A 22,504-nucleotide genomic window follows, 5' to 3' on the forward strand; every position below is an offset into this window, starting at 1 on the left:
CCATGACCGCCGTCCCCTTGGGCGTTCCCGAGGTACCGGCCCGGCCGGTCGCGCCGCGGCGGCAGTCGCGGCAGATCCACGTCGGGCCGGTGGCGGTCGGGGGCGGAGCCCCGGTGTCGGTGCAGTCGATGACCACGACCCGTACGTCGGACATCGGCGCCACCCTGCAGCAGATCGCGGAACTCACCGCCTCCGGCTGCCAGATCGTCCGCGTCGCCTGCCCCACCCAGGACGACGCGGACGCCCTCGCCACCATCGCCCGCAAGTCGCAGATCCCGGTGATCGCGGACATCCACTTCCAGCCGAAGTACGTCTTCGCGGCCATCGAGGCCGGCTGCGCGGCGGTCCGGGTGAACCCGGGCAACATCAAGAAGTTCGACGACCAGGTCAAGGCGATCGCACGTGCCGCCAAGGACCACGGCACGCCGATCCGGATCGGCGTCAACGCCGGCTCGCTCGACAGGCGGCTGCTGGAGAAGTACGGCAGGGCGACGCCGGAGGCGCTGGTCGAGAGCGCTCTCTGGGAAGCGTCGCTCTTCGAGGAGCACGACTTCCGGGACATCAAGATCTCGGTCAAGCACAACGACCCGGTCGTGATGATCGAGGCCTACCGGCAGCTCGCCGAGAGCTGCGACTACCCCCTGCACCTGGGGGTCACCGAGGCCGGCCCGGCGTTCCAGGGCACGATCAAGTCGGCGGTGGCCTTCGGGGCGCTGCTCAGCCGGGGCATCGGCGACACCATCCGGGTGTCGCTCAGTGCTCCGCCCGCCGAGGAGGTCAAGGTCGGCATCCAGATCCTTCAGTCGCTGGGGCTCAGGCAGCGGCGGCTGGAGATCGTCTCCTGTCCGTCCTGCGGCCGGGCCCAGGTCGACGTGTACAAGCTCGCCGAGGAGGTCACGGCGGGCCTGGACGGCATGGAAGTGCCGCTCAGGGTCGCGGTGATGGGGTGTGTGGTGAACGGTCCGGGCGAGGCCCGTGAGGCCGACCTCGGAGTTGCCTCGGGCAACGGAAAGGGGCAGATCTTCGTCAAGGGCGAGGTCATCAAGACCGTACCCGAGTCGAAGATCGTCGAGACCCTCATCGATGAGGCCATGAAGCTCGCCGAGCGGACGAGCCCCGCAGACGAATGAGTTGAGCACAGCACGGCACGGACCGAGAGGGGGCCCAGCGTGACCATTCTGGAGACCATCCGGACACCACGCGACCTGAAGGCGCTGTCCGAGGCGGAACTCGGCGAACTGTCCCACGAAATACGCGAGTTCCTGGTGCAGGCGGTATCGAGGACCGGCGGTCACCTCGGGCCCAATCTGGGGGTGGTGGAACTGACCGTCGCGCTCCACCGGGTCTTCGAGTCACCGGCCGACCGCATCCTGTGGGACACCGGCCACCAGTCCTACGTCCACAAGCTGCTGACAGGTCGTCAGGACTTCTCGAAGCTGCGCGGCAAGGGCGGACTGTCCGGCTACCCCTCACGCGAGGAGTCCGAGCACGACGTCATCGAGAACAGCCACGCCTCCACCGCGCTCGGCTGGGCCGACGGCCTGGCCAAGGCCAACCAGGTGCAGGGGGACAAGGGCCATGTGGTCGCCGTCATCGGCGACGGCGCGCTGACCGGCGGCATGGCCTGGGAGGCGCTGAACAACATCGCGGCCGCCAAGGACCGCCCGCTGATCATCGTCGTCAACGACAACGAACGCTCCTACGCCCCGACCATCGGCGGCCTCGCCAACCACCTGGCCACCCTGCGCACCACCGACAGCTACGAGAAGGTCCTCGCCTGGGGCAAGGACGTGCTGCTGCGCACCCCGATCGTCGGCACCACGATCTACGAGTCCCTGCACGGCGCGAAGAAGGGCTTCAAGGACGCCTTCGCCCCGCAGGGCATGTTCGAGGACCTGGGCCTGAAGTACGTCGGCCCGATCGACGGCCACGACATCAAGGCCGTCGAGTCGGCGCTGCGCCGGGCGAAACGGTTCCACGGCCCGGTACTGGTCCACTGCCTCACCGAGAAGGGCCGCGGCTACGAGCCCGCGCTCAACCACGAGGAGGACCACTTCCACACCGTCGGCGTGATGGACCCGCTGACCTGCGAGCCGCTCGCACCGTCCAACGGACCTTCCTGGACCTCGGTGTTCGGCGACGAGATCGTCAGGATCGGCGAGGAACGGGACGACGTGGTCGCCATCACCGCGGCCATGCTGCACCCGGTCGGTCTCGGCGGGTTCGCCGAGCGCTTCCCCGACCGCGTGTGGGACGTGGGCATCGCCGAGCAGCACGCGGCCGTCTCCGCGGCCGGTCTCGCCACCGGCGGGCTGCACCCGGTCGTCGCCGTCTACGCCACCTTCCTCAACCGCGCCTTCGACCAGCTGCTGATGGACGTCGCCCTGCACCGCTGCGGGGTCACCTTCGTCCTCGACCGGGCCGGCGTCACCGGCGCCGACGGGGCCTCCCACAACGGCATGTGGGACATGTCCGTCCTGCAGGTCGTGCCCGGTCTCAGAATCGCCGCCCCGCGCGATGCGGGCCAGCTGCGCGCGCAGCTGCGCGAGGCCGTCGCCGTGGACGACGCGCCGACCCTGGTCCGCTTCCCGAAGGAGTCGGTGGGCCCGGACATCCCGGCCGTCGACCGGGTCGGCGGCATGGACGTGCTGCACCGGGCGGAACGCCCCGAGGTGCTGCTGGTGGCCGTCGGCGTGATGGCCACGGTGTGCCTGCAGGCCGCCGACCTGCTGCAGGCGCGCGGCATCAACTGCACGGTGGTGGACCCACGGTGGGTCAAGCCCGTCGACCCCTCGCTGCCGGGCCTCGCCGTCGAACACCGGCTGGTCGCCGTGGTGGAGGACAACAGCCGCTCGGCGGGCGTCGGTTCGGCCGTGGCCCTCGCCCTCGGCGACGCCGACGTGGACGTGCCGGTACGGCGCTTCGGCATCCCGGAGCAGTTCCTCGCCCACGCCAAGCGCGGTGAGGTGCTGGCCGACATCGGTCTCACGCCCGTCGAGATCGCCGGGCGGATCAGTGGGAGCCTGGCCGTCAAGGACGCCGGCGGCACAGCCAAGGAGAGTGAATGAGCACGGAGTTCGACCTCGGCGCCCTGCTCGCCGAGCGCGGAGCCGAACGCTACGAGCTGCACAGCAAGTACCTCAACCCGCAGCTCCCGCGCATGCTGCACACCATCGGCTTCGACAAGGTCTACGAGCGGGCCGAGGGCGCCCACTTCTTCGACGCGGACGGCAACGACTACCTGGACATGCTCGCCGGGTTCGGGGTGATGGGCCTCGGCCGCCATCACCCGGTCGTCCGCAAGGCACTGCACGACGTGCTCGACCTGGACCTCGCCGACCTCACCCGGTTCGACTGCCAGCCGCTGCCCGGCCTGCTCGCCGAACGGCTGCTCGCCCACAGCCCGCACCTGGACCGGGTGTTCTTCGGCAACAGCGGCACGGAGGCCGTCGAGACGGCGCTGAAGTTCGCCCGGTACGCCACCGGCAAGCCCCGGATCCTCTACTGCGACCACGCCTTCCACGGCCTGACCACCGGCTCCCTGTCGGTCAACGGCGAGAGCGGCTTCCGGGACGGCTTCGACCCGTTGCTGCCCGACACCGCCGTACCGCTCGGAGATCTCGACGCCTTGGCACGGGAGTTGCTGAAGGGCGACGTGGCCGCCCTGATCGTGGAGCCGATCCAGGGCAAGGGGGTGCACGAGGCACCGCCCGGCTATCTGCGCGCCGCCCAGGACCTGCTGCACAAGCACAGGGCGCTGCTCATCGCCGACGAGGTGCAGACCGGCCTCGGCCGCACCGGCGACTTCTACGCCTACCAGCACGAGGACGGCGTCGAACCCGACCTGGTGTGCGTGGCCAAGGCCCTGTCCGGCGGGTACGTGCCGGTCGGCGCCACCCTCGGCAAGGACTGGATCTTCAAGAAGGTCTACTCGTCCATGGACCGGGTCCTGGTCCACTCGGCGAGTTTCGGTTCGGGCGCCCAGGCGATGGCGTGCGGACTCGCCGTGCTGTCGGTCATGGAGAACGAGCAGATCGTCGCGGGCGTGCGCAGGACGGGCGAACTGCTGAAGTCCCGGCTGGCCGCGCTGACCGGCACGTACGAGCTGCTCGCCGACGTGCGCGGCCGGGGACTGATGATCGGCATCGAGTTCGGCAGGCCCACCTCGCTGAAGCTGCGCAGCCGCTGGACCATGCTCCAGGCCGCCCGCAAGGGCCTGTTCGCCCAGATGGTCGTCGTACCGCTGCTGCAACGGCACCGGATCCTCACCCAGGTCTCCGGCGACCACCTGGAGGTCATCAAGCTGATCCCGCCGCTGATCATCGACGAGACGGACGTCGAACGGTTCGTGGACGCGTTCACGGCGGTGATGGACGACGCGCACAGCGGCGGCGGCCTGATGTGGGACTTCGGAAAGACCCTGATCAAGCAGGCGGTGGCGGGCCGCTGAGCGCGCCGGTTCAGGGCCTAGCCGGGGAGTGCCACGAAGAGGAGGAAGAGGTCGGCGAGTCCGACGGATCCGAGGACGATGCCGACGACCGAGGTCCACAGCCGGCCGATGCCGCGGTCGGCGTAGTGGACGCCCATGGCGCCGAAAGTGACCGCGAACCCGCCGGCGAGGAGCGACCAGGGAAACAGCATGAAGGTGAGGGTGGGCCACGCGCTCGCCCCGGCCACGACCCCCATGACCAGCGCGAGAGGGCCGAGGGCGGCGGCGGGCGCGTCGGCGTCGTGGGACGAGGTGCGTGCGGACATCTGATCCCCAAGGTTTTGAACGTGTTCAATTCCATGGGCGAGCGTAGCACGGTGAAGATCGAACTGTTTTTGCCTCGAAGGCAATGAAATTGCCGCCAGGGCAAGAATCGGGCTGAATGGAGGCATGAACGCCTCAGACGCCGGGCCACCTGTGGGGCCCAGTGACGAGCTGAGCGCCGTCGCGCCGCAGTTGCGGGCACTGCGCCGGCGCGCCGCCCTCACCCTGGAGGCCGCGGCTCGCACCGCCGGGCTGTCACCGGCCCATCTGTCCCGGCTGGAGACCGGGCAGCGGCAGCCGTCGCTGCCGATGCTGCTGGCCCTCGCCCGCATCTACGGTACGACCGTCTCCGAACTGCTCGGCGAGACGGTCGCCGACCGGGACGCCATCGTGCGCGCCGGGGGCATGGAGCCGACCCGGGCGGGCGGCTGGACGTACTTCCAGGCCGGGGCGCCGGGCCGCGGCATGCAGGCGCTGCGCGTGCGCGTGCCGTACGGATCGCAGGGCGACATCGTGCGCGTCCACCCCGGCGAGGAGTGGCTCTACGTCCTCCGGGGCCGGCTGCGGCTGCGCCTCGGTGACACCGCGCACCTGCTCGCGTCCGGGGACAGCGCGCACTTCGATTCGCTCACCCCGCACCGCCTCGCCGCCGAGGACCACGACGGCGTCGAACTGCTGTTCGTCCACACCCTGCTGCAGAGTCCCACGGCCACGCTGTGCCTGGGACCGCTGACCGGAGAGCTGCCATGAGTGACCTCGAGACGAAGTTCCCCCGCTCACTGTGGATCCGCCTGATCATCTACATCGCCGCGGGCCACCTCCTGGCGGCCTTCCTCTTCCTGTTGTTCGCGTTGGGGGCGAAGCACTGACGGAGGGCGGGGCCGGCTACCGGTACCAGTCGTCCCCACCGCAGGCCGGCGGTCGCGACCGGTCAGTCCAGCAGGCGCTCGCGCAGCCGGTCGCGGGATGCCGGGCTGAGCCCGAGGCCCCGTTCCAGGTAGGGGTCCACCCCGCCCCAGGTGGCCTCGATGGTCTCGAACGCCGCCTGGAGGTACTCGGCGCGGGCGTCGAAGAGCGGGCTGAGCAGGTCCATGATCTCCGGGGTGTACGCGGTGTCCGCGCTGCCGCTGCGGCGGACCTTGTAGCGCCGGTGCTTGGCGTTGGACTCCAGGTAGTCGGCGACGATCGCCTCCCGCTCCACACCGAGGGCGAGGAGCGTCACGGCTATGGAGATGCCCGCGCGGTCCTTGCCCGCCGCGCAGTGCATCAGGGCGGGCACGCTGTCCTCGGTGAGCGCGCGCAGCACCCGGGAGTGCTCGGCGGTGCGCTCCTTGACGATCGTCCGGTACGAGGCGATCATCCGCGCCGCGCCCTTGCCGTCGTCGAGGATCGCGCGCAGCTGGTCGAGGTCGCCGTCGCGGACCATCTTCCAGAACTCGGCGCCGTCCGCCGGGTCGCTCAGCGGCAGGTTCATGTTCCGCACGCCGGGCAGCTCGACGTCCGGGCCCTCCAGCTTCTGGTCGGCCGCGTTGCGGAAGTCGAAGATCGTGTGCAGCCCCAGGGAGGCCAGGAAGGCCGCGTCCTCCTCCGTCGCGTGCGCCAGGTGCCCGCTGCGGAACAGCACGCCGTGCCGCACCCGCCGTCCGTCCGTAGTCGGCAGCCCGCCCACGTCACGGAAGTTGCGCACGCCGGCCAGCTCCGGCTCGGTCGACGGGACCTGCTGCGTCACGGGGGGCTCCTCCCGGTCGGGCCCCGCCGTCGCGGCTCGTCGGCGGGCGCTCCGTCGACCATACGACATCGGTTTCCTCGGGCAAGGAGTTGTCCACAGGCATTGTCACCAGGGCCGCTGCGCCTGATGATGTTGGCACTTGAGCGGAACTGTTGGCACCTGTGAGGTATTTCGTGGTGGACATCGCCGAAGACGGTCGTACCTGGCTCCTCTCGGGGCCCACCAGCAGTTACGCCCTGCATCTCACCGATGCGGACGAGCTGCTCCACCTGCACTGGGGCCCGCGCATCGCCCTCGCGGACGCCGAGGCCCTCGCCAGGGACCCGCTGCCCGGCTACTGGCCCTTCGAGTGCCCGCTCGACGGCCGAGAGGAGTACCCCGTCGAGGGCGGTCCGCGCTTCGTCCGCCCCGCCCTGTCGGTGCGCACCGACGAGCGCCGCGGCACCGAGTGGCGTTTCGTGTCGTACGAGACGGCCGGCGACGAGCTGCGGCTGCGCTTCGACGACGACGGCCTCGCCGTCACCCTGCACTACCGGATGCGCGGTGACGTCGTCGAACGCCGGGTCGCTGTGACGAACGGCACACACACGCGCGTGGAGCTGCTGCGCGCCGACGCGGCCACCTGGACCCTGCCCGACCGCGACGGCTGGCGGCTGTCCCAGCTGCACGGCCGCTGGGCCGCCGAGTCCCTGCTCACCACCGCCCCGCTCACCTACGGTGAGAAGATCATCGGCAGCCGTCGCGGCCACACCGGCCACCAGCATCTGCCCTGGGTGGCGCTCGACACCGACGCCACCGAGGAACGCGGCGAGGTCTACGGCTGCGCGCTCGGCTGGTCGGGCGCCTGGCGTATCGCGGTCGCCCAGCTCCCGGACGCGCGCGTGCAGATCACCGGCGGCGCCGGCTACGACGACTCGGGCCTGCTGCTCCTCGAGCCGGGGGAGTCGTACACCACGCCCGTCTTCGCCGGTCTGTGGAGCGACGGCGGTTTCGGCGGCGCGAGCCGCACCTGGCACGCCTACCAGCGCGCCCATGTCATCCCGGACGCCGAGCGGGACCGGCCGGTGCTCTTCAATTCCTGGGAGGCGACGAACTTCGACATCTCCGAGGACCAGCAGCTCGCGCTCGCCCGCCGGGCCGCCGGGATCGGCGTGGAGCTCTTCGTCGTGGACGACGGCTGGTTCGGAGCCCGTACCAGCGACCGCGCCGGGCTCGGCGACTGGACGCCCAACCCCGACCGCTTCCCGCAGGGCCTGAAGCCCCTCGCCGACCAGGTCCACGCCCTGGGCATGCAGTTCGGCATCTGGGTGGAGCCCGAGATGGTGAACCCGGACAGCGACCTGTACCGCGCCCACCCCGACTGGGTGCAGTACCAGACGGGACGCAAGCGGACGGAACTGCGCAACCAGCTCGTCCTCAACCTCGCCCGCGAGGACGTGCAGGAGTACCTCTGGGAGCAGTTGGACACCCTGCTCTCCAGCGCACCCATCGACTATGTGAAGTGGGACTTCAACCGCTGCTTCACCGACGCCGGCTGGCCCGGTGAGCCGTACCCGCAACGCCTGTGGGTGGACCACGTCCGCGCCTTCTACGCCCTGCTGGACCGGCTGCGCGCGGCCCACCCGCAGGTCGCCTTCGAGTCCTGCTCGGGCGGCGGCGGACGGATCGACCTCGGCGTCATGAGCCGCACCGACCAGGTGTGGACCTCCGACAACACCGACCCGCTCGACCGGCTCGCCATCCAGCACGGCTTCACCCAGATCCACCCCGCCCGGGTCATGGCCGCCTGGGTCACCGACAGCCCGAACACCCAGCTCAACGGCCGGGTCAGCTCGCTGAGGTTCCGCTTCGTCAGCGCCATGGCGGGCGTGCTCGGCGTCGGCGGCGACCTCACCGAGTGGACCGATGAGGAGCTGGCCGAGGCCCAGAGGTGGGTGGAGCTCTACAAGGAGATCCGCCCGGTCGTCCAGCACGGCGAGCTGTACCGGCTGCGGCCCCCGGCCGGCGGTCTGAGCGCCGTCCAGTACGTCCGGGGGGAGGAGACGGTGGTCCTCGCCTGGCTCCAGGCGCAGAGCTACGGCGAGCCGGTGCCGGCGCTGCGGCTGCGCGGACTCGACCCGGCGGCGTCGTACGAATGCCGTGAAACGGGTGAAGCGCACCGAGGTGCCGTCCTGCTGCACCACGGGCTGCGCAGCGGACTCAAGGGCGACCTGGACGCGACGGTTCTCCGGCTGCGCCGCATCTGAGCTTTGTGCACGGCGTGTCGGCCGGCTGAGTCGCCTACGTGATTCGCACACTCAACCCGTCCCGGACCAGCCCTATTCCTGGATTGGCAAATTATTTAAGAGTGTCACATCTCACCGTTCGTCAACCCCTCCTTACGGTCGCGTAGGTCACATACGAAGGTGAATCATGGTCCGACGTGGCAGACGATTCGAAGAGTGACAACACATCAGTGATCGGGTCGTACGTGGCGGTGGGGGACAGCTTCACCGAGGGCGTCGGCGACCCCGGGCCCGACGGGGCGTTCGTCGGCTGGGCCGACCGGTTCGCGGTGCTGCTCGCCGACCGGCGCCCCGAGGGTGACTTCAGGTACACCAACCTCGCGGTCCGCGGGAAACTGCTCGACCAGATAGTGCAGGACCAGCTCCCGCAGGCCGTCGAACTGGCCCCGGACCTGGTCTCCTTCTGTGCGGGCGGCAACGACATCATCCGGCCCGGCACCGACCCGGACGAGGTGGCCGAGCGATTCGAGCGGGCCGTGGCCCAGCTGGCCGAGGCGGCCGGCACGGTCATGGTGACGACCGGCTTCGACACCCGTGGCGTCCCCGTGCTCAAGCATCTGCGCGGCAAGATCGCCACGTACAACGGGCACGTACGCGCCATCGCCGACCGGTACGGCTGCCCCGTCCTCGACCTGTGGTCCCTGAAGTCCGTGCAGGACCGGCGGGCCTGGGACAGCGACCGGCTGCACCTGTCGCCCGAGGGGCACACACGCGTGGCGCTGCGCGCCGGTCAGGCCCTCGGCCTTCAGGTCCCGGCCGACCCGGAGCAGCCCTGGCCGCCCCAGCCGCCCCGCGGCACCCTGGAGGTCCGCCGCGACGACGTCCACTGGGCCCGCGAGTACCTCGTGCCGTGGATCGGCCGCCGGCTGCGCGGCGAGTCCTCCGGCGACCATGTGACGGCGAAGGGCGCCCTGTCGCCCGACGACATCAAGATGCGCATCGCTTCGGTGGCCTGATCCGCACCGGCACGCCCTGCGCCGACGTGCCCCGCACCGGGTTGGCCCGAGGTGCGGGGCACGGCCGTGCGCGGCGGTGTCCGGGCAGCTAGCGCTCCGTCAACGCGTCCCGGTCCAGGCCCAGTTCCCGCGCGAGTGCCTCGTCGGCCCACTCCTGTGCGCGCGTGCGCGGCATCGCTCCCGGGTATGACGTCAGCTGGACGGCGAGCCCGTCCAGCAGCGCGGTCAGCCGCAGCGCGGCGCCGGCCGGGTCGGCGCAGGCGAACTCGCCCCCGGCCACGCCCTCGGCGATGACGTCGGCGATCGCCGCCTTCCACTGCTTGTCCAGGTCGCGGGTGACCTCCCGCAGCGCCGGCTCACGCAGGGCCACGGCCCAGCCCTCGATCCACAGCCGCCAGCCCTTGGCCTGCCCGGTCGGCGCGTACCAGCGCACCGCGGCCCGCAGCCGGCGCAGCGCGGAGGTCCGCCGGCCCAGCAGCTTGCGCAGATGCGCGAGATCCTCCTCGGCCGCGTAGGCGAACGCGTCGGCGACCAGCTTCTCCTTTGTCGAGAAGTGGTACAGCACCAGCGCGTTGCTCACCCCGAGCGCCGCCGCCACGTCGGCGATCCTGACCGCCGCCACGCCCCGCGCCTCGATCTGCCCGATGGCGGCCCGCAGCAGCTCCTCCCGCCGCTCGGCCACGCTCAACCGCACTCTCGCCACGCCGTCACCCTACACAGCCGCCCCGACAGGCGCCGACGGCCTGTGGGCACCTCTCTGCGTCAGGGTCCGCGGTAGCCAACTACTGACTTCTCATTCAGTTCAGGGGGGAGGTCGGTGGGAGGCCGGTCAGCGGTACCACGCGAAGCGGTCCGCGATCAGCGGCAGTCGGTCGGTGACCAGGGCGTGGGCGGCCGCGCGCGGGGTCGTACCGTCGGCGTCCGCGCGGTCGAGAATCAGGCCGACCAGGGTGCGCATGGAGCGCCGGATGTGCGCGAAGGCCTCGTCGGCGTCGGCGCCGATGTCACCGAACAGGGTCCACCACCACCAGGCGTTCGTGGCGGAGTTGACCACCACGTCCGGCAGGACCGTGACCCCGCGTGCGGTCAGTAGTTCCTCCGCCTCGGGCAGCACGGGCATGTTGGCGGCCTCCACGATCCAGCGGGCGCGGATCCGGTCCTGGCCGGCGATGTCGATCGCGTACGACACGGCCGCCGGCACGAGCACCTCCGCGTCGGCGGAGAGCCAGGCGTCGCCGGGCAGTTCGCGGTCGCCAGGGCGCAGCACACCCCGGTCGACGGTGCCGTAACCGTCCCGCGCGGCCAGCAGGGCCTCGATGTCCAGCCCCGCGTCATTGGCGATCGTGCCCTTGATGTCGGCGACCGCCACCACCGTCAGGCCCGCGCGTGCGAGGAACCGCGCGGTGGCCCCGCCCATCGTGCCGAGGCCCTGCACCGCCACCCGGGTGCCCGGGTACGGCACGGCCGCCCGGTCCAGCGCCGTGAGCACCGACTCGGCGACCCCGCAGCCACCGGCCAGTTCGTCCAGCCCGATGCCGTCCACCTCGACCGCGAAGGCGTCCGCGAGCCGCGCGCGGGCCGCGGACGCGTCGTCCAGCAGCGGGTACACCGCCTGGACGGAGGAGACCAGACCCGCCTCGGCCGCCGCGCGGTCCACCAGGTCCTGGGTGAGGCCGAGGTCCTCGCCGGTGGTCCAGAAACTCTCGATGTACGGCCGCATGGCGTGCAGATAGCGGACCAGCAGCCCGTAGGCCCGCGGATCCCGGGGATCGCAGTCGATGCCGCCCTTGGCGCCGCCGAGGGGGACGTAGCGGGCCCCGGGGTCGTAGTGCAGGGCCTCCTTCATCGTCATGCCGCGGGCGAGCCCCGCCACCTCCTCCAGCGTGCAGCCGGGGCGCATCCGCAGCCCGCCACTGGCCACGCCGCGCACCAGCCGGTCCACCACCAGGAACCCCTGGCGGCCGGTGACATGGTCGGTCCAGACGAGAGACATCAGGGGGGCTGGGGCGGTCATGGGTCTCCTCGGGGGCGGTGATCGGATGGGGCCGGGCCGGTCGCGGGCCTCGGTCACGGCGCTCGCCGGCGCGGCCGGGTCGCGCGCGTGGGGCGGGGGGCCCGGAGAGGGCTGTGGCGGCCCGCCGTACGGCCTCCGGGGCGGGCGCGGGCCCGGAGGGACGCGCGGGGCGCGCCGGACGGGCCCCGGTAGCGGTACGGCCGCCGGCAGGTCCGACGGCACCTCGAGGTGAGCGGCGGGCAGAGCTCTACTGAATCCGGAGTCAGTATCTTGAGTCGGTCCGTGAACTGTCAACGTGCTGAATAGATGTTCAGTGGCGTGACCCGGGACCGCAGGGGTGCCCCGGCGGGGCCGGGCTGTCGGAGGGGCCGACCATAATGGGGAGCCTCACCCACTTCACCGGGAGGTACCGTGACCGGACTGCGTTCCTCGAGCTCCGGGCTCCGCGCGCTGAGGCCCGCAGCCTTCGGCGCGGAACCGGGCGGTGAGCGCCTGGCACGCATCCGCCGCTCCCCCCACTTCAAGGACGGCGTCTTCCAGAACCCGGGCGGGACCGCGCGCACCCGGCCCTCCGGCTCCGCGCTGGATTTCGCGAAGGTGTTCTTCGACAAGGAGACCCGGCCCCTGCGTGCGCCGAAGGGCACCGTCCCGGTGCATCCCACCACCTTCGCCGACCTGGCCAAGCCGCCCGCCACGGGACTGCGGCTGACCTGGATGGGCCACTCCAGCGTGCTCGCGGAGATCGACGGCCACCGGGTCCTGTTCGACCCCGTCTGGGGCGAGCGCTGCTCCCCGTTCCCCTTCGCCGGGCCCAGGCGGCTGCACCCCGTGCCGCTGCCGCTGGCCGCGCTCGGCGAGGTCGACGTGGTCGTCATCTCGCACGATCACTACGACCACCTGGACCTGCCCAGTATCAAGGCGCTGGCCGGCACGGACACCCTGTTCGCCGTGCCGCTCGGCGTCGGCGCCCACCTCGAGCACTGGGGTGTCTCCCCGGACCGGCTGCGCGAGCTGGACTGGCACGAGTCGACCCGGGTCGGCGGCCTCACCCTCACCGCGACGCCCGCCCGCCACTTCTGCGGCCGTGCCCTGCGCAACACCCAGCACACCCTCTGGGCGTCCTGGGCCGTGGCCGGCGAGGAGCACCGGATCTACCACAGCGGTGACACGGGCTATTTCGAGGGCTTCAAGGACATCGGCGCGGCCCACGGCCCGTTCGACGCCACGATGATCCAGATCGGCGCGTACAGCGAGTTCTGGCCCGACATCCACATGACGCCCGGGGAAGGCCTGCGCGCCCACCTCGACCTGCAGGGCGGAGCACCGCACGGCGCGCTGCTGCCGATCCACTGGGGCACCTTCAACCTCGCCCCGCACGCCTGGGCCGAGCCGGGGGAGTGGACGAAGGAGGCGGCCGAGGAGGCCGGTCAGGCGGTGGCCCTGCCCCGTCCGGGCGAGCCCTTCGAACCGGCGGGCAAGCTCCCGGCGGAGGCGTGGTGGCGCGGCGTGTCCGGGGAGGTGCGGCGCACCTGGCGCTCGGTCGGCGCGTTCGTGGCGGAACCGCCGACACGGGCCTGAGACCGAGCGGCAGTCGAGGCCAAGGCTTCGCGCTCCGTGACTTTTCGTGAGGGCCGGCGGCGCGGCCAGGGCCGGTTTTCCCGGTGGCGCGGGTGTTCCGGCGCTCGCGCAAAAGGTGCCGGACGCGTGGGGGCGGGCGGTGGACCGATGGGTGCGGTCTGCCGCCCGTCGCCTTTTTCTGACCGCTTCTGACCAGCCGAGTCCGTTCCTTTTCGCCCGGTCGAAGGGCGTGCGGCCAGGATATCGGTCTGTCGTACGAGGCTTCATACCAGAGCGGGACGCTCCCTGGGGGACTTTGTCAACTGCCCACCGCACATGATGCTGAGGCAACTACTGTGAGTGTCCGTCGCGTCGCGAGGCCGGGTTCGCCGGTCCCGCGGGCCGACAACGCGATGACGCACGCCCGCTTCGCCCACCGCGTGGGGAACGGGCCCGACGGACCAGTACGAGGACGCAGATGTCTGACCTGCGAGCACCGGCCACCCGTGCCGACCGCCGAGAGGGCGGCCGGCACGGGAGACCGGTCGCCCGACCCGCTCCGGCACTGCCCGAAACGCACATACGGCCCCAGCTGATGCGGCTCGCCGTGCTGCCGCCCCTCGCGGTCGCCCTGAGCGCCACCGCCGCGGTCCTCTTCAGCATCCGCTCCACCGGCGCCCGCACCGGCCCCACGCTCTGGGCCGTACTCGCCGGAGCGGTCGCCGTGGCCGCCGCCGGCATCCTCATCGCCGCCGTGGCCGCCGACCGGGCCGCCCGCTCGGTCTCCGACCGCGTCGAGGCGCTGCGCAGCACCGCCGCACGCGGCGAGGCCGACCTGCACGCCCTGGTGGACGCGTTGCGCCAGGGGGACACCCCGCCGCAGCGCGCACCGCGCCGCCGGCCGCCCGAGGACGCCGACGACTTCGAACTGCTCGCCGCCGACCTGGCCCGGGGGGCCCCCCGCCCCCCCCCCCCCCGCGGGGGGCCCCCCCCCCCGCGCACCCCCCGGGGGCGCCGCCCCCCCCCCGGGGGGCCAGGGCCGCGGCGCCCCCCCGCCCCCCCCCCCCCCCGCCCCCGGGCCCCCCCCCCCGGCCCCCCCCCCCCCCGGGGCCCCCCCCCCGCCGGGGGCCCCCCCCGCCCAGCTTTCCAGTCAGGCGGGCAGCGAGCAGAAGCTGGAGGTCTTCGTCAACCTCGCGCGCCGGCTCCAGTCCCTCGTGCACCGGGAGATCTCCATCCTCGACGAGCTGGAGAACGAGATCGAGGACCCCGACCTGCTCAAGGGCCTGTTCCACGTGGACCACCTGGCCACCCGCATCCGGCGGCACGCCGAGAACCTCGCCGTGCTCGGCGGCGCCGTCTCCCGGCGCCAGTGGAGCAACCCGGTCAGCATGACCGAGGTACTCCGCTCCGCCATCGCCGAGGTCGAGCAGTACTCCCGGGTCAAGCTGGTGCCGCCGATCGACGGCGAACTGCGCGGCCACGCCGTCGCCGACGTCATCCATCTGCTCGCCGAACTCATCGAGAACGCCTCGGTGTTCTCCGCCCCGCACACCCAGGTGCTGCTCCGCGCGGGCCTCGTCACCTCCGGGCTCGCCGTGGAGGTCGAGGACCGCGGGCTCGGCATGCCCGTCGGCGAGCAGAACCGGATGAACGCCCTGCTCTCCGACCCCGACCAGGTCAACGTCGCCAGCCTGCTGGCCGACGGCCGCATCGGCCTCTACGTCGTCTCCCAGCTCGCCCGGCGGCACGGCATCCACGTACGGCTGCAGACCAACATCTACGGCGGTGTGCAGGCCGTACTCGTCGTCCCGCAGGCGCTGTTGGGTACGGCGCCCGGGGCGGCCGGCGCGGTCGCGGGTGCGGTCGCCGGGGCGGGCGTACACCGGCCGCAGGATCCCGCGGACACCGGTGCGTCGCCGCAGGTGCGGCCGCAGGGACACGGGCAGGGATCGGCGCCCGCGCAGGCACTGGGCGGCCGGGCCGGGGGCGTTGCCTCCGCACATGCCGGGATCGGGCCGGCCGTCCGCTCCGCAGGCGCCCCGGGGCGCGGGTCGACCGCCTTGGGTAGCGGGCCCGCGTCCGCCCCCGGAGGCGAGCCCGTTTCCGGGGCCCGGAGCGGGGCGGAAACCGGGGCCTGGCGGGTGGCGGGACCAGCGCCGGGGGCCGGCGTCCCGCAGGGATCCGGAATCGGGGCCGGACCCGTGTCCGGCGTGCCCTCCGATGCCGGGGCCGAAAGTACCTCCGGCGGTGAGGCCGGGTCCGGTTCCGGTCAGGTTCCGGCGACCGGGCGGCGGCACGCCCAGCGGGGCAGCGGGCGGCGCGACGCCGAGAGCGGGGGCGCAACGCCCAGCGCCGAGAGCGGGATTGTGCGGCCCGGTGCGGAGAGCGGAAGCGGCGGACCAGGCGCGAACAGCGGTGACGGCGGGCGCGGCGAACGCGGCCTCGCGCCGCTTCCCGTCCGGGGCGCCCGGCAGGACCGGCCCACCCCCGCCGAGGCCCTGCCCGGCATCGGTGCCGGGGACCGGGCGACGGTCGAGGCGCACGCGGGCATCCTGCCCACGCCGCGCACCGGCGCCGTGCGCGGCACCATGAACAAACCCCAACTGCCCCGTCGCCGCGCCCAGGAGCACATCGTCCCCCAGCTGCGCGGGGGCCCCGCACCCCGTCAGGAGTACGACACCGTGCCGGGCCACGACCCGGGCCTGATGGCGGCCTTCCAGCGCGGTATCGGACTCGCCGAGGCGCAGCAGCACATGGAGAGCCAGGAGCCCACCCACCTGGACACCGGCCACCTGGATGCCGGGCACCTGGACTCCGCGCACACCGACCCCGGGCACATGGACGCCATGCACATGGGCTCCACGCACACGGGCTCAGCCCACATGGAGGTCCGGCCCATGGATCCCGCCCATGCCGACTCCCCGGCGCACCGTCAACTCTCGTCCACACCGGACTTCACCAACCCGCCGCGCGTGCAGCACGACCCCATGGCCCCAGGCCATACGAGCCCAGACCACACGAGCGCGGCCCACAGGGGCTTCGACCACAGTGACCCCACCCCCATATCCCAGGGGCGCACCCACGCGCCCGCATCCGACGGTGCCCGTGGCGCCGGCCGGCCCGACGGGAGCGCCCCGGCCGGCTGACGCCCGCACCGCATCCACCCCCACCTCCGACCACCGACCCCCCAACCCCCAGCGCTCCCACAGACCTTCGTATCCCAAGGAGTCGATCCACCATGGCGAGCGATGCGCCGACCGCCCATGCATCCGACCTCGACTGGCTGCTGAGCGGCCTAGTGCAGCGCGTACCGCACACCACCAGCGCGGTGCTCCTGTCCTGCGACGGGCTGGTGAAGTCCGTGCACGGCCTCGACATCGACAGCGCCGACCACATGGCGGCCCTGGCCTCCGGCCTGTACTCCCTCGGCCGCAGCGCGGGCGTCCGGTTCGGCGACGGCGGGGACGTCCGCCAGGTCGTCGTCGAGCTCGACTCGAGCCTGCTGTTCGTCACCACGGCCGGCTCCGGCACCTGTCTCGCCGTGCTCGCGGGCCGCGAGGCCGACGCCGCCGTGCTCGGTTACGAGATGGCGATGCTCGTCAAGAGCGTCCGCCCCTACCTGGTGACCGCTCCTCGGCAGCACGCCGTCGAACCCACGGCGACGAGGCCTTGAGCGTGGCCGCAGCCGGCGACGGGCCCTGGCTGGACGACGCGGCCGGACGGCTGGTGCGCCCGTTCACGGTCAGCAACGGACGCACCGAGCCCAGCATCGCCCTGGACCTGATGTCGCAGGTGATGGCCACCGGCGTCACCCCGCTCGGCTACCTCGGCCCCGAGCACGCCCAAGCGCTCGACCTGTGCCGGGCCCCCGTCTCGGTCGCCGAGATCGCCGCGCACCTGAAACTGCCCGCGGTGGTCACCAAGGTGCTCCTCTCGGACCTCGTCGACTGCGGGGTCCTGACCACCAAACCCCCCGCCTTCCACCACACACCCACTGACCGGTCTCTGCTGGAGGCAGTGCTCGATGGACTACGACGACAGCTCTGACCCGTTCCCGACCGCACTGAAGATCCTGGTGGCGGGCGGGTTCGGGGTCGGCAAGACGACCTTCGTGGGCGCGGTCAGCGAGATCGCGCCGCTCAGCACGGAGGAGCTGCTCACGACGGTCAGCGTCGGCACGGACAGTCTCGACGGCGTCGAGAACAAGATGGAGACGACGGTCGCCATGGACTTCGGCCGGATCACCCTCGATCCGGACCATGTCCTGTACCTGTTCGGCACGCCGGGACAGGAGCGGTTCTGGTTCATGTGGGACGAGCTGTCCGAGGGCGCGCTCGGCGCGGTGATCCTCGCCGACACCCGCCGGCTGCAGGACTGCTTCGCGGCCGTGGACTTCTTCGAGGAACGCGGACTCGGCTTCATCGTCGCCATCAACGAATTCGACGGCGGCTACCGCTACGACCCCGAGGAGGTGCGCGCCGCCATCGACCTGGACCCCCAGATCCCCGTCGTCCGCTGCGACGCCCGGATCTCCAGCTCCGGCGTGCAGACCCTGCTCACCCTCGTACGCCACCTCCTCGCCCACGCCCCGGCGACCGCGCCGAGCCATGGCGCCCACAGGTGATCCCGCCCTACCGCACACGGAGTTCCTCCATGAGGTATGCCCACAACGCCGATGCCCGGCCAGGAGTCCGGCCATGACCTACGAGCCGCCCCGGCCGGTCCGGGGTCTGCTGCTCACCCCGGAGGACAAGGAGGCCCCCGCCCGGGTCCACCGACTGCGCCTGCTCGGCCTGGTGGGCCGTCCCGACCCGGCACTGGACGCCTTCGCCGCCCATCTCGCCGGGCTGACCGGCGCGCCGTACGCGATGGTCAACTTCGTCGGCGAGGACCACCAGTTCTTCGCGGGCCTGTGTGCCCCCGCCGCCCCGCCGTTCCTGCGGGAGGACGGCAGCCGGCCGGAGTTCGGCCGTGTGCTGCCGCGCGAGCACGGGTTCTGTCCCCATGTGGTGGTCCGCCGCAAGGCGCTGGTGCTCGAGGACGTCCGCGACTATCCGCGGTTCGCCGGCAATCCCGTGGTGGACGAGTACGGCATCCGCTCCTATCTCGGCGCCCCGCTCCTCGACAGCTCCGGCATGGCGCTCGGCACCGTGTGCGCGGCCGACACCGAGCCGCGGTCCTGGGGCCGGTCCGGTCTGGAGACCGTCAAGGCGCTGGCCGCCGATCTCGTCGTACGCCTCGAACGCAGCGCCGAGGACGGACTGCCCCTGTGACGTGCCAGGGGATGCCCTCGCCGCCGGTACCTGGGGCGTGAAGGAAAGCTGAGGCGGCGGTTAAGAAAAGCTCGATGGACCCGCGGCCCACGCATACGGCAGATTGCAGGGTGATTCCACCCCTCTGACCCGGTGCGGGCTCGTTCTGCGTGCCCGCGGGCCGGGACCTCACCCACAGGAGCCGCACGCGTGAAGGCGCTGGTCAAGGAGAAGGCGGAGCCGGGACTCTGGCTGACGGACGTCCCGGAGCCCGAGATCGGCCCGGGTGACGTACTGATCAAGGTCATGCGGACCGGCATCTGCGGCACCGACCTGCACATCCGGGCCTGGGACGGCTGGGCGCAGCAGGCGATCCGGACCCCGCTCGTGCTCGGGCACGAGTTCGTCGGGCAGGTCGTCGAGGTCGGCCGGGACGTGGCCGACATCCGCATCGGAGACCGGGTCAGCGGCGAGGGCCATCTGGTGTGCGGCAAGTGCCGCAACTGCCTGGCCGGCCGCCGCCACCTGTGCCGTGCCACGGTCGGCCTCGGCGTCGGCCGGGACGGTGCCTTCGCCGAGTACGTCGCCCTGCCCGCGGGCAACGTCTGGGTGCACCGCGTCCCCGTCGACCTCGACGTCGCCGCGATCTTCGACCCGTTCGGCAACGCCGTGCACACCGCGCTCTCCTTCCCGCTGGTCGGCGAGGACGTGCTGATCACCGGCGCCGGACCGATCGGCCTGATGGCCGCCGCCGTGGCCCGGCACGCCGGCGCCCGCAATGTCGTCGTCACCGACGTCAGCGAGGAGCGCCTGGAGCTGGCCCGCAAGATCGGCGTGAGCCTCGCCCTGAACGTTTCCGAGACCACGATCGCCGACGGCCAGCGGGAACTGGGCCTGCGCGAGGGCTTCGACATCGGCCTGGAGATGTCCGGCCGCCCCGAGGCCATGCGCGACATGATCGCCAACATGACGCACGGCGGCCGCATCGCCATGCTCGGCCTGCCGGCGCAGGAGTTCCCGGTCGACTGGGCCCGGATCGTCACCTCGATGATCACCATCAAGGGCATCTACGGCCGCGAGATGTTCGAGACCTGGTACGCGATGTCGGTGCTGCTGGAGGGCGGCCTGGACCTCGCCCCCGTGATCACCGGCCGGTACGGCTACCGCGACTTCGAGGCGGCCTTCGCCGACGCCGCGAGCGGCAAGGGCGGCAAGGTCATCCTGGACTGGACCGCCTGAGTCGTAGAACGCGCACCTCCCTCACCCCGTCAGCACTTTCAGGAGCCCTCCTCATGTTCGAAACCGTCCGCGACGACCTGCGCGCCACCCTCGACGAGATCCGTGCCGCCGGCCTGCACAAGCCCGAGAGGGTCATCGGCACCCCGCAGTCCGCGACCGTCGGCGTCACCGCCGGCGGCCGTCCCGGCGAGGTCCTCAACTTCTGCGCCAACAACTACCTCGGCCTCGCCGACCACCCCGAGGTGATCGCCGCCGCCCACGCCGCGCTGGACCGCTGGGGCTACGGCATGGCGTCCGTCCGCTTCATCTGCGGCACCCAGGAGGTCCACAAGGAGCTGGAGGCCCGCCTGTCGGCCTTCCTCGGCCAGGAGGACACGATCCTCTACTCCTCCTGCTTCGACGCCAACGGCGGCGTCTTCGAGACGCTGCTCGGCGAGGAGGACGCGGTGATCTCCGACGCCCTCAACCACGCCTCCATCATCGACGGCATCCGCCTGTCCAAGGCCCGCCGCCACCGCTACGCCAACCGCGACCTCGCCGACCTGGAAGCGAAGCTGAAGGAGGCGTCCGACGCCCGACGCCGGCTCATCGTCACCGACGGCGTCTTCTCCATGGACGGCTACGTCGCCCCGCTGCGCGAGATCTGCGACCTCGCCGACCGCTACGACGCGATGGTCATGGTCGACGACTCGCACGCCGTCGGCTTCGTCGGCCCGACCGGCCGCGGCACCCCCGAACTGCACGGCGTCATGGACCGCGTCGACATCGTCACCGGCACCCTGGGCAAGGCCCTCGGCGGCGCCTCCGGCGGCTACGTCGCCGCCCGCGCCGAGATCGTCGCCCTGCTGCGCCAGCGCTCGCGCCCGTACCTGTTCTCCAACACCCTGGCCCCGGTGATCGCCGCCGCCTCCCTGAAGGTCCTCGACCTGCTGGAGTCCGCCGACGACCTGAGGGTCCGGCTGGGCGAGAACACCGCCCTGTTCCGCCGTCGCATGACCGAGGAGGGCTTTGACATCCTCCCCGGCGACCACGCCATCGCCCCCGTGATGATCGGCGACGCGGCGAAGGCGGGCCGCATGGCCGAGCTGCTGCTGGAGCGCGGTGTGTACGTGATCGGCTTCTCCTACCCGGTCGTCCCGCAGGGCCAGGCCCGGATCCGCGTCCAGCTGTCCGCCGCGCACTCCACGGAGGATGTCAACCGCGCGGTCGACGCCTTCGTCGCGGCCCGCGCCGAGCTGGAGGCCTGAGCAGGGCGGAACCCCGGGGATAATTGAGGACATGATCGAGGCACGGCGGCTCCACATCCTCCGTGCGGTGGCCGACCACCGCACGGTCACCGCGGCGGCCGCCGCGCTCTACCTCACCCCCTCGGCCGTCTCCCAGCAGCTCACGGCCCTGGAGCAGGAGACCGGCCACCGCCTCGTCGAGCGCAGCGCCAAGGGCGTACGGCTCACCCCGGCCGGCGAGATCCTGCTCAGCCACACCAACGCGGTCCTCGCCCAGCTGGAGCGGGCCGAGGCGGAGCTGGCCGCCTACGGTTCGGGCGAGGCGGGCACGGTCACCGTGGCGGCCTTCGCGACCGGTATCGCCCAGGTCGTGGCCCCGGCCGTGGCCCGGCTCGCGGACACCGCGCCCGGCATCAGCATCCGCGTCCAGGACGCCGAGGGCGACGCCAGCCTGCCCATGGTGCTGGACCGGCAGGTCGACGTGGCGGTGGCCGTGGAGTACCGGGGCGCGCCCCCCGCCGACGACCCCCGGCTCACCCATGTCCCGCTCTACGCCGAGCCGTTCGACGCGGTCGTACCCGTCGGCCACCGCCTCGCGGACGCCCCCGTGGTGCCCCTCGCCGAGCTGGCCAAGGACCCCTGGATCGGCCCGTACCCCGGCAACCCCTGCCACGACGTGGTGGTCCTCGCCTGCGAGAGCGCCGGCTTCCAGCCCCGCCTGGAACACTCCTCCGACGACTTCCGCGCGGTCGTCGCGCTGGCCTCGGCCGACGCGGGCGTGGCCCTCGTACCGCGCTCCGCGCTGAACGGCATGGACCTCACCGGCGTCGTCGTACGCCCCGTCGACGGCGTGGCCCCCACCCGCCGCGTCTTCGCCGCCGTACGCCGCGGCGCCGAGGGACACCCGCTGATCCGCCCGGTACTGGACGCCCTGAAGGCAGCGGCCCGGGCCTAGGGAACCGGCCGGCCCGCGGTTCGGGCCCGTCGTCTTCGGACGAGTCCCGGCGGCGAGCCGCGCCCGACGACCCGGTACTACAAGCGGCTGGAGCCGTCGGCCGGGTGACTGTCAGTGGCAGGGGTTACGGTGCGGTGCATGCCGGATGCCGAAGATGTACGCCGTATCGCGCTGTCCCTGCCGGACACCACGGAGAAGGTCGCCTGGAGCATGCCCACGTTCCGGGTGGCCGGGAAGATGTTCGCGACCCTGCCCGAGGACGAGACGTCCATCGCCGTGCGCTGCCCCAAGGAGGAGCGAGACGAACTGGTGCTCGCCGAGCCGGGAAAGTTCTGGATCGCCGACCACGAGGCCCAGTTCGCCTGGGTCAGAGCGAGACTCGCCGAGCTGGAGGACGAGGACGAGCTGCGCGACATCCTCGCCGACTCCTGGCGGCAGGCCGCACCGCCCCGACTCCTTGACGCCCACCCCGAGTTGGGGCTGCCGCCCGGGGAGTGAAATCCCCCCGTGCCCGCGAGCCGGTAGTGGCATGATCCGG

21 protein-coding genes and 1 pseudogene are annotated in these 22,504 nt (G+C 72.2%); 18 read left to right on the forward strand and 4 right to left on the reverse strand.

The genetic code is table 11. The features are described 5' to 3' along the window. The first annotated feature begins 2 nt into the window (after window positions 1-2). Genes ispG through ACFYZB_RS10700 form a run of 3 tightly spaced genes read left to right on the forward strand, consistent with a single transcriptional unit; the run spans window position 3 to window position 4,450 of the window. Entirely contained in the window at window positions 3-1,130 is a 1,128-nt protein-coding gene (gene ispG, locus ACFYZB_RS10690) for a flavodoxin-dependent (E)-4-hydroxy-3-methylbut-2-enyl-diphosphate synthase (RefSeq protein ID WP_351212208.1), read from the forward strand. Window positions 1,131-1,169: 39 nt separating this feature from the next. Next, window positions 1,170-3,068: a 1-deoxy-D-xylulose-5-phosphate synthase gene (gene dxs / locus ACFYZB_RS10695; RefSeq protein WP_388756756.1), complete on the forward strand. Its 1,899-nt coding sequence runs from the start codon at window positions 1,170-1,172 to the stop codon at window positions 3,066-3,068. Next, window positions 3,065-4,450, forward strand: coding sequence for an aspartate aminotransferase family protein (locus ACFYZB_RS10700; RefSeq protein ID WP_388756759.1), 1,386 nt, complete (start codon window positions 3,065-3,067; stop codon window positions 4,448-4,450). The genes dxs and ACFYZB_RS10700 overlap by 4 nt, the downstream gene beginning before the upstream one ends. 17 nt (window positions 4,451-4,467) lie before the next feature. Here the strand turns inward: ACFYZB_RS10700 and ACFYZB_RS10705 are convergent, their stop codons facing one another. Beyond that, complete coding sequence (locus ACFYZB_RS10705; RefSeq protein ID WP_351212202.1) at window positions 4,468-4,755, reverse strand: hypothetical protein; 288 nt, start codon at window positions 4,753-4,755, stop codon at window positions 4,468-4,470. Window positions 4,756-4,879: 124 nt separating this feature from the next. Here ACFYZB_RS10705 and ACFYZB_RS10710 point away from each other — a divergent pair, with 124 nt between their 5' ends. Then, on the forward strand, window positions 4,880-5,503 hold the full coding sequence (locus ACFYZB_RS10710; RefSeq protein ID WP_388756763.1) for a helix-turn-helix domain-containing protein: 624 nt from the start codon (window positions 4,880-4,882) through the stop codon (window positions 5,501-5,503). Beyond that, window positions 5,500-5,622: a DUF6126 family protein gene (locus tag ACFYZB_RS10715; protein WP_388756766.1), complete on the forward strand. Its 123-nt coding sequence runs from the start codon at window positions 5,500-5,502 to the stop codon at window positions 5,620-5,622. The genes ACFYZB_RS10710 and ACFYZB_RS10715 overlap by 4 nt, the downstream gene beginning before the upstream one ends. Before the next feature lie 62 nt (window positions 5,623-5,684). Here the strand turns inward: ACFYZB_RS10715 and ACFYZB_RS10720 are convergent, their stop codons facing one another. Further along, a complete protein-coding gene (locus ACFYZB_RS10720; RefSeq protein WP_388756769.1) occupies window positions 5,685-6,482 on the reverse strand; it encodes a tyrosine-protein phosphatase in 798 nt (265 codons plus the stop codon). A gap of 173 nt (window positions 6,483-6,655) precedes the next feature. Here ACFYZB_RS10720 and ACFYZB_RS10725 point away from each other — a divergent pair, with 173 nt between their 5' ends. Both ACFYZB_RS10725 and ACFYZB_RS10730 read left to right on the forward strand, forming a co-directional pair. Further along, a complete protein-coding gene (locus tag ACFYZB_RS10725) occupies window positions 6,656-8,728 on the forward strand; it encodes an alpha-galactosidase (protein ID WP_388756772.1) in 2,073 nt (690 codons plus the stop codon). A gap of 209 nt (window positions 8,729-8,937) precedes the next feature. Then, complete coding sequence (locus tag ACFYZB_RS10730) at window positions 8,938-9,723, forward strand: SGNH/GDSL hydrolase family protein (RefSeq protein ID WP_351212407.1); 786 nt, start codon at window positions 8,938-8,940, stop codon at window positions 9,721-9,723. Window positions 9,724-9,811: 88 nt separating this feature from the next. Here ACFYZB_RS10730 and ACFYZB_RS10735 read toward each other — a convergent pair whose 3' ends face one another. Then, window positions 9,812-10,426, reverse strand: a complete 615-nt coding sequence (locus ACFYZB_RS10735) for a TetR/AcrR family transcriptional regulator (RefSeq protein WP_388756775.1) — start codon at window positions 10,424-10,426, stop codon at window positions 9,812-9,814. A 126-nt stretch (window positions 10,427-10,552) separates the two neighbouring features. Then, window positions 10,553-11,737, reverse strand: coding sequence for a Glu/Leu/Phe/Val dehydrogenase dimerization domain-containing protein (locus ACFYZB_RS10740; protein ID WP_388756778.1), 1,185 nt, complete (start codon window positions 11,735-11,737; stop codon window positions 10,553-10,555). Between the two features lie 411 nt (window positions 11,738-12,148). Here ACFYZB_RS10740 and ACFYZB_RS10745 point away from each other — a divergent pair, with 411 nt between their 5' ends. The 11 genes and pseudogenes from ACFYZB_RS10745 (at window position 12,149) to ACFYZB_RS10795 (ending at window position 22,464) form a co-directional block, all read left to right on the forward strand. Further along, window positions 12,149-13,315 carry an MBL fold metallo-hydrolase gene (locus ACFYZB_RS10745; protein ID WP_388756781.1) on the forward strand — a complete coding sequence of 389 codons (1,167 nt, stop codon included), beginning with the start codon at window positions 12,149-12,151 and terminating at the stop codon, window positions 13,313-13,315. A gap of 457 nt (window positions 13,316-13,772) precedes the next feature. Beyond that, window positions 13,773-14,255 (forward strand): annotated as a pseudogene (locus tag ACFYZB_RS10750) (ATP-binding protein); the annotation flags it as partial. 253 nt (window positions 14,256-14,508) lie between these two features. Beyond that, window positions 14,509-16,440, forward strand: coding sequence for an ATP-binding protein (locus ACFYZB_RS10755; RefSeq protein ID WP_388756784.1), 1,932 nt, complete (start codon window positions 14,509-14,511; stop codon window positions 16,438-16,440). Window positions 16,441-16,532: 92 nt separating this feature from the next. After that, a complete protein-coding gene (locus ACFYZB_RS10760; protein WP_388756787.1) occupies window positions 16,533-16,967 on the forward strand; it encodes a roadblock/LC7 domain-containing protein in 435 nt (144 codons plus the stop codon). A gap of 2 nt (window positions 16,968-16,969) precedes the next feature. Then, window positions 16,970-17,341, forward strand: coding sequence for a DUF742 domain-containing protein (locus ACFYZB_RS10765; protein ID WP_388756790.1), 372 nt, complete (start codon window positions 16,970-16,972; stop codon window positions 17,339-17,341). Next, window positions 17,319-17,918 (forward strand): ATP/GTP-binding protein, encoded by a 600-nt coding sequence (locus tag ACFYZB_RS10770; RefSeq protein ID WP_351215506.1) that lies wholly within the window; start codon window positions 17,319-17,321, stop codon window positions 17,916-17,918. The genes ACFYZB_RS10765 and ACFYZB_RS10770 overlap by 23 nt, the downstream gene beginning before the upstream one ends. 73 nt (window positions 17,919-17,991) lie before the next feature. After that, on the forward strand, window positions 17,992-18,567 hold the full coding sequence (locus ACFYZB_RS10775; protein WP_388756793.1) for a GAF domain-containing protein: 576 nt from the start codon (window positions 17,992-17,994) through the stop codon (window positions 18,565-18,567). Between the two features lie 189 nt (window positions 18,568-18,756). Further along, window positions 18,757-19,785, forward strand: coding sequence for an L-threonine 3-dehydrogenase (tdh, locus tag ACFYZB_RS10780; protein ID WP_388756795.1), 1,029 nt, complete (start codon window positions 18,757-18,759; stop codon window positions 19,783-19,785). Between the two features lie 53 nt (window positions 19,786-19,838). Then, a complete protein-coding gene (locus tag ACFYZB_RS10785) occupies window positions 19,839-21,032 on the forward strand; it encodes a glycine C-acetyltransferase (protein WP_351215500.1) in 1,194 nt (397 codons plus the stop codon). Window positions 21,033-21,063: 31 nt separating this feature from the next. Beyond that, window positions 21,064-21,966 (forward strand): LysR family transcriptional regulator, encoded by a 903-nt coding sequence (locus ACFYZB_RS10790; RefSeq protein WP_388756799.1) that lies wholly within the window; start codon window positions 21,064-21,066, stop codon window positions 21,964-21,966. A gap of 138 nt (window positions 21,967-22,104) precedes the next feature. Next, complete coding sequence (locus ACFYZB_RS10795; RefSeq protein ID WP_351215496.1) at window positions 22,105-22,464, forward strand: MmcQ/YjbR family DNA-binding protein; 360 nt, start codon at window positions 22,105-22,107, stop codon at window positions 22,462-22,464. The last annotated feature ends 40 nt before the right edge of the window (window positions 22,465-22,504 follow it).

This window comes from Streptomyces sp. NPDC001852, assembly GCF_042891825.1.
Lineage (GTDB): Bacteria > Actinomycetota > Actinomycetes > Streptomycetales > Streptomycetaceae > Streptomyces.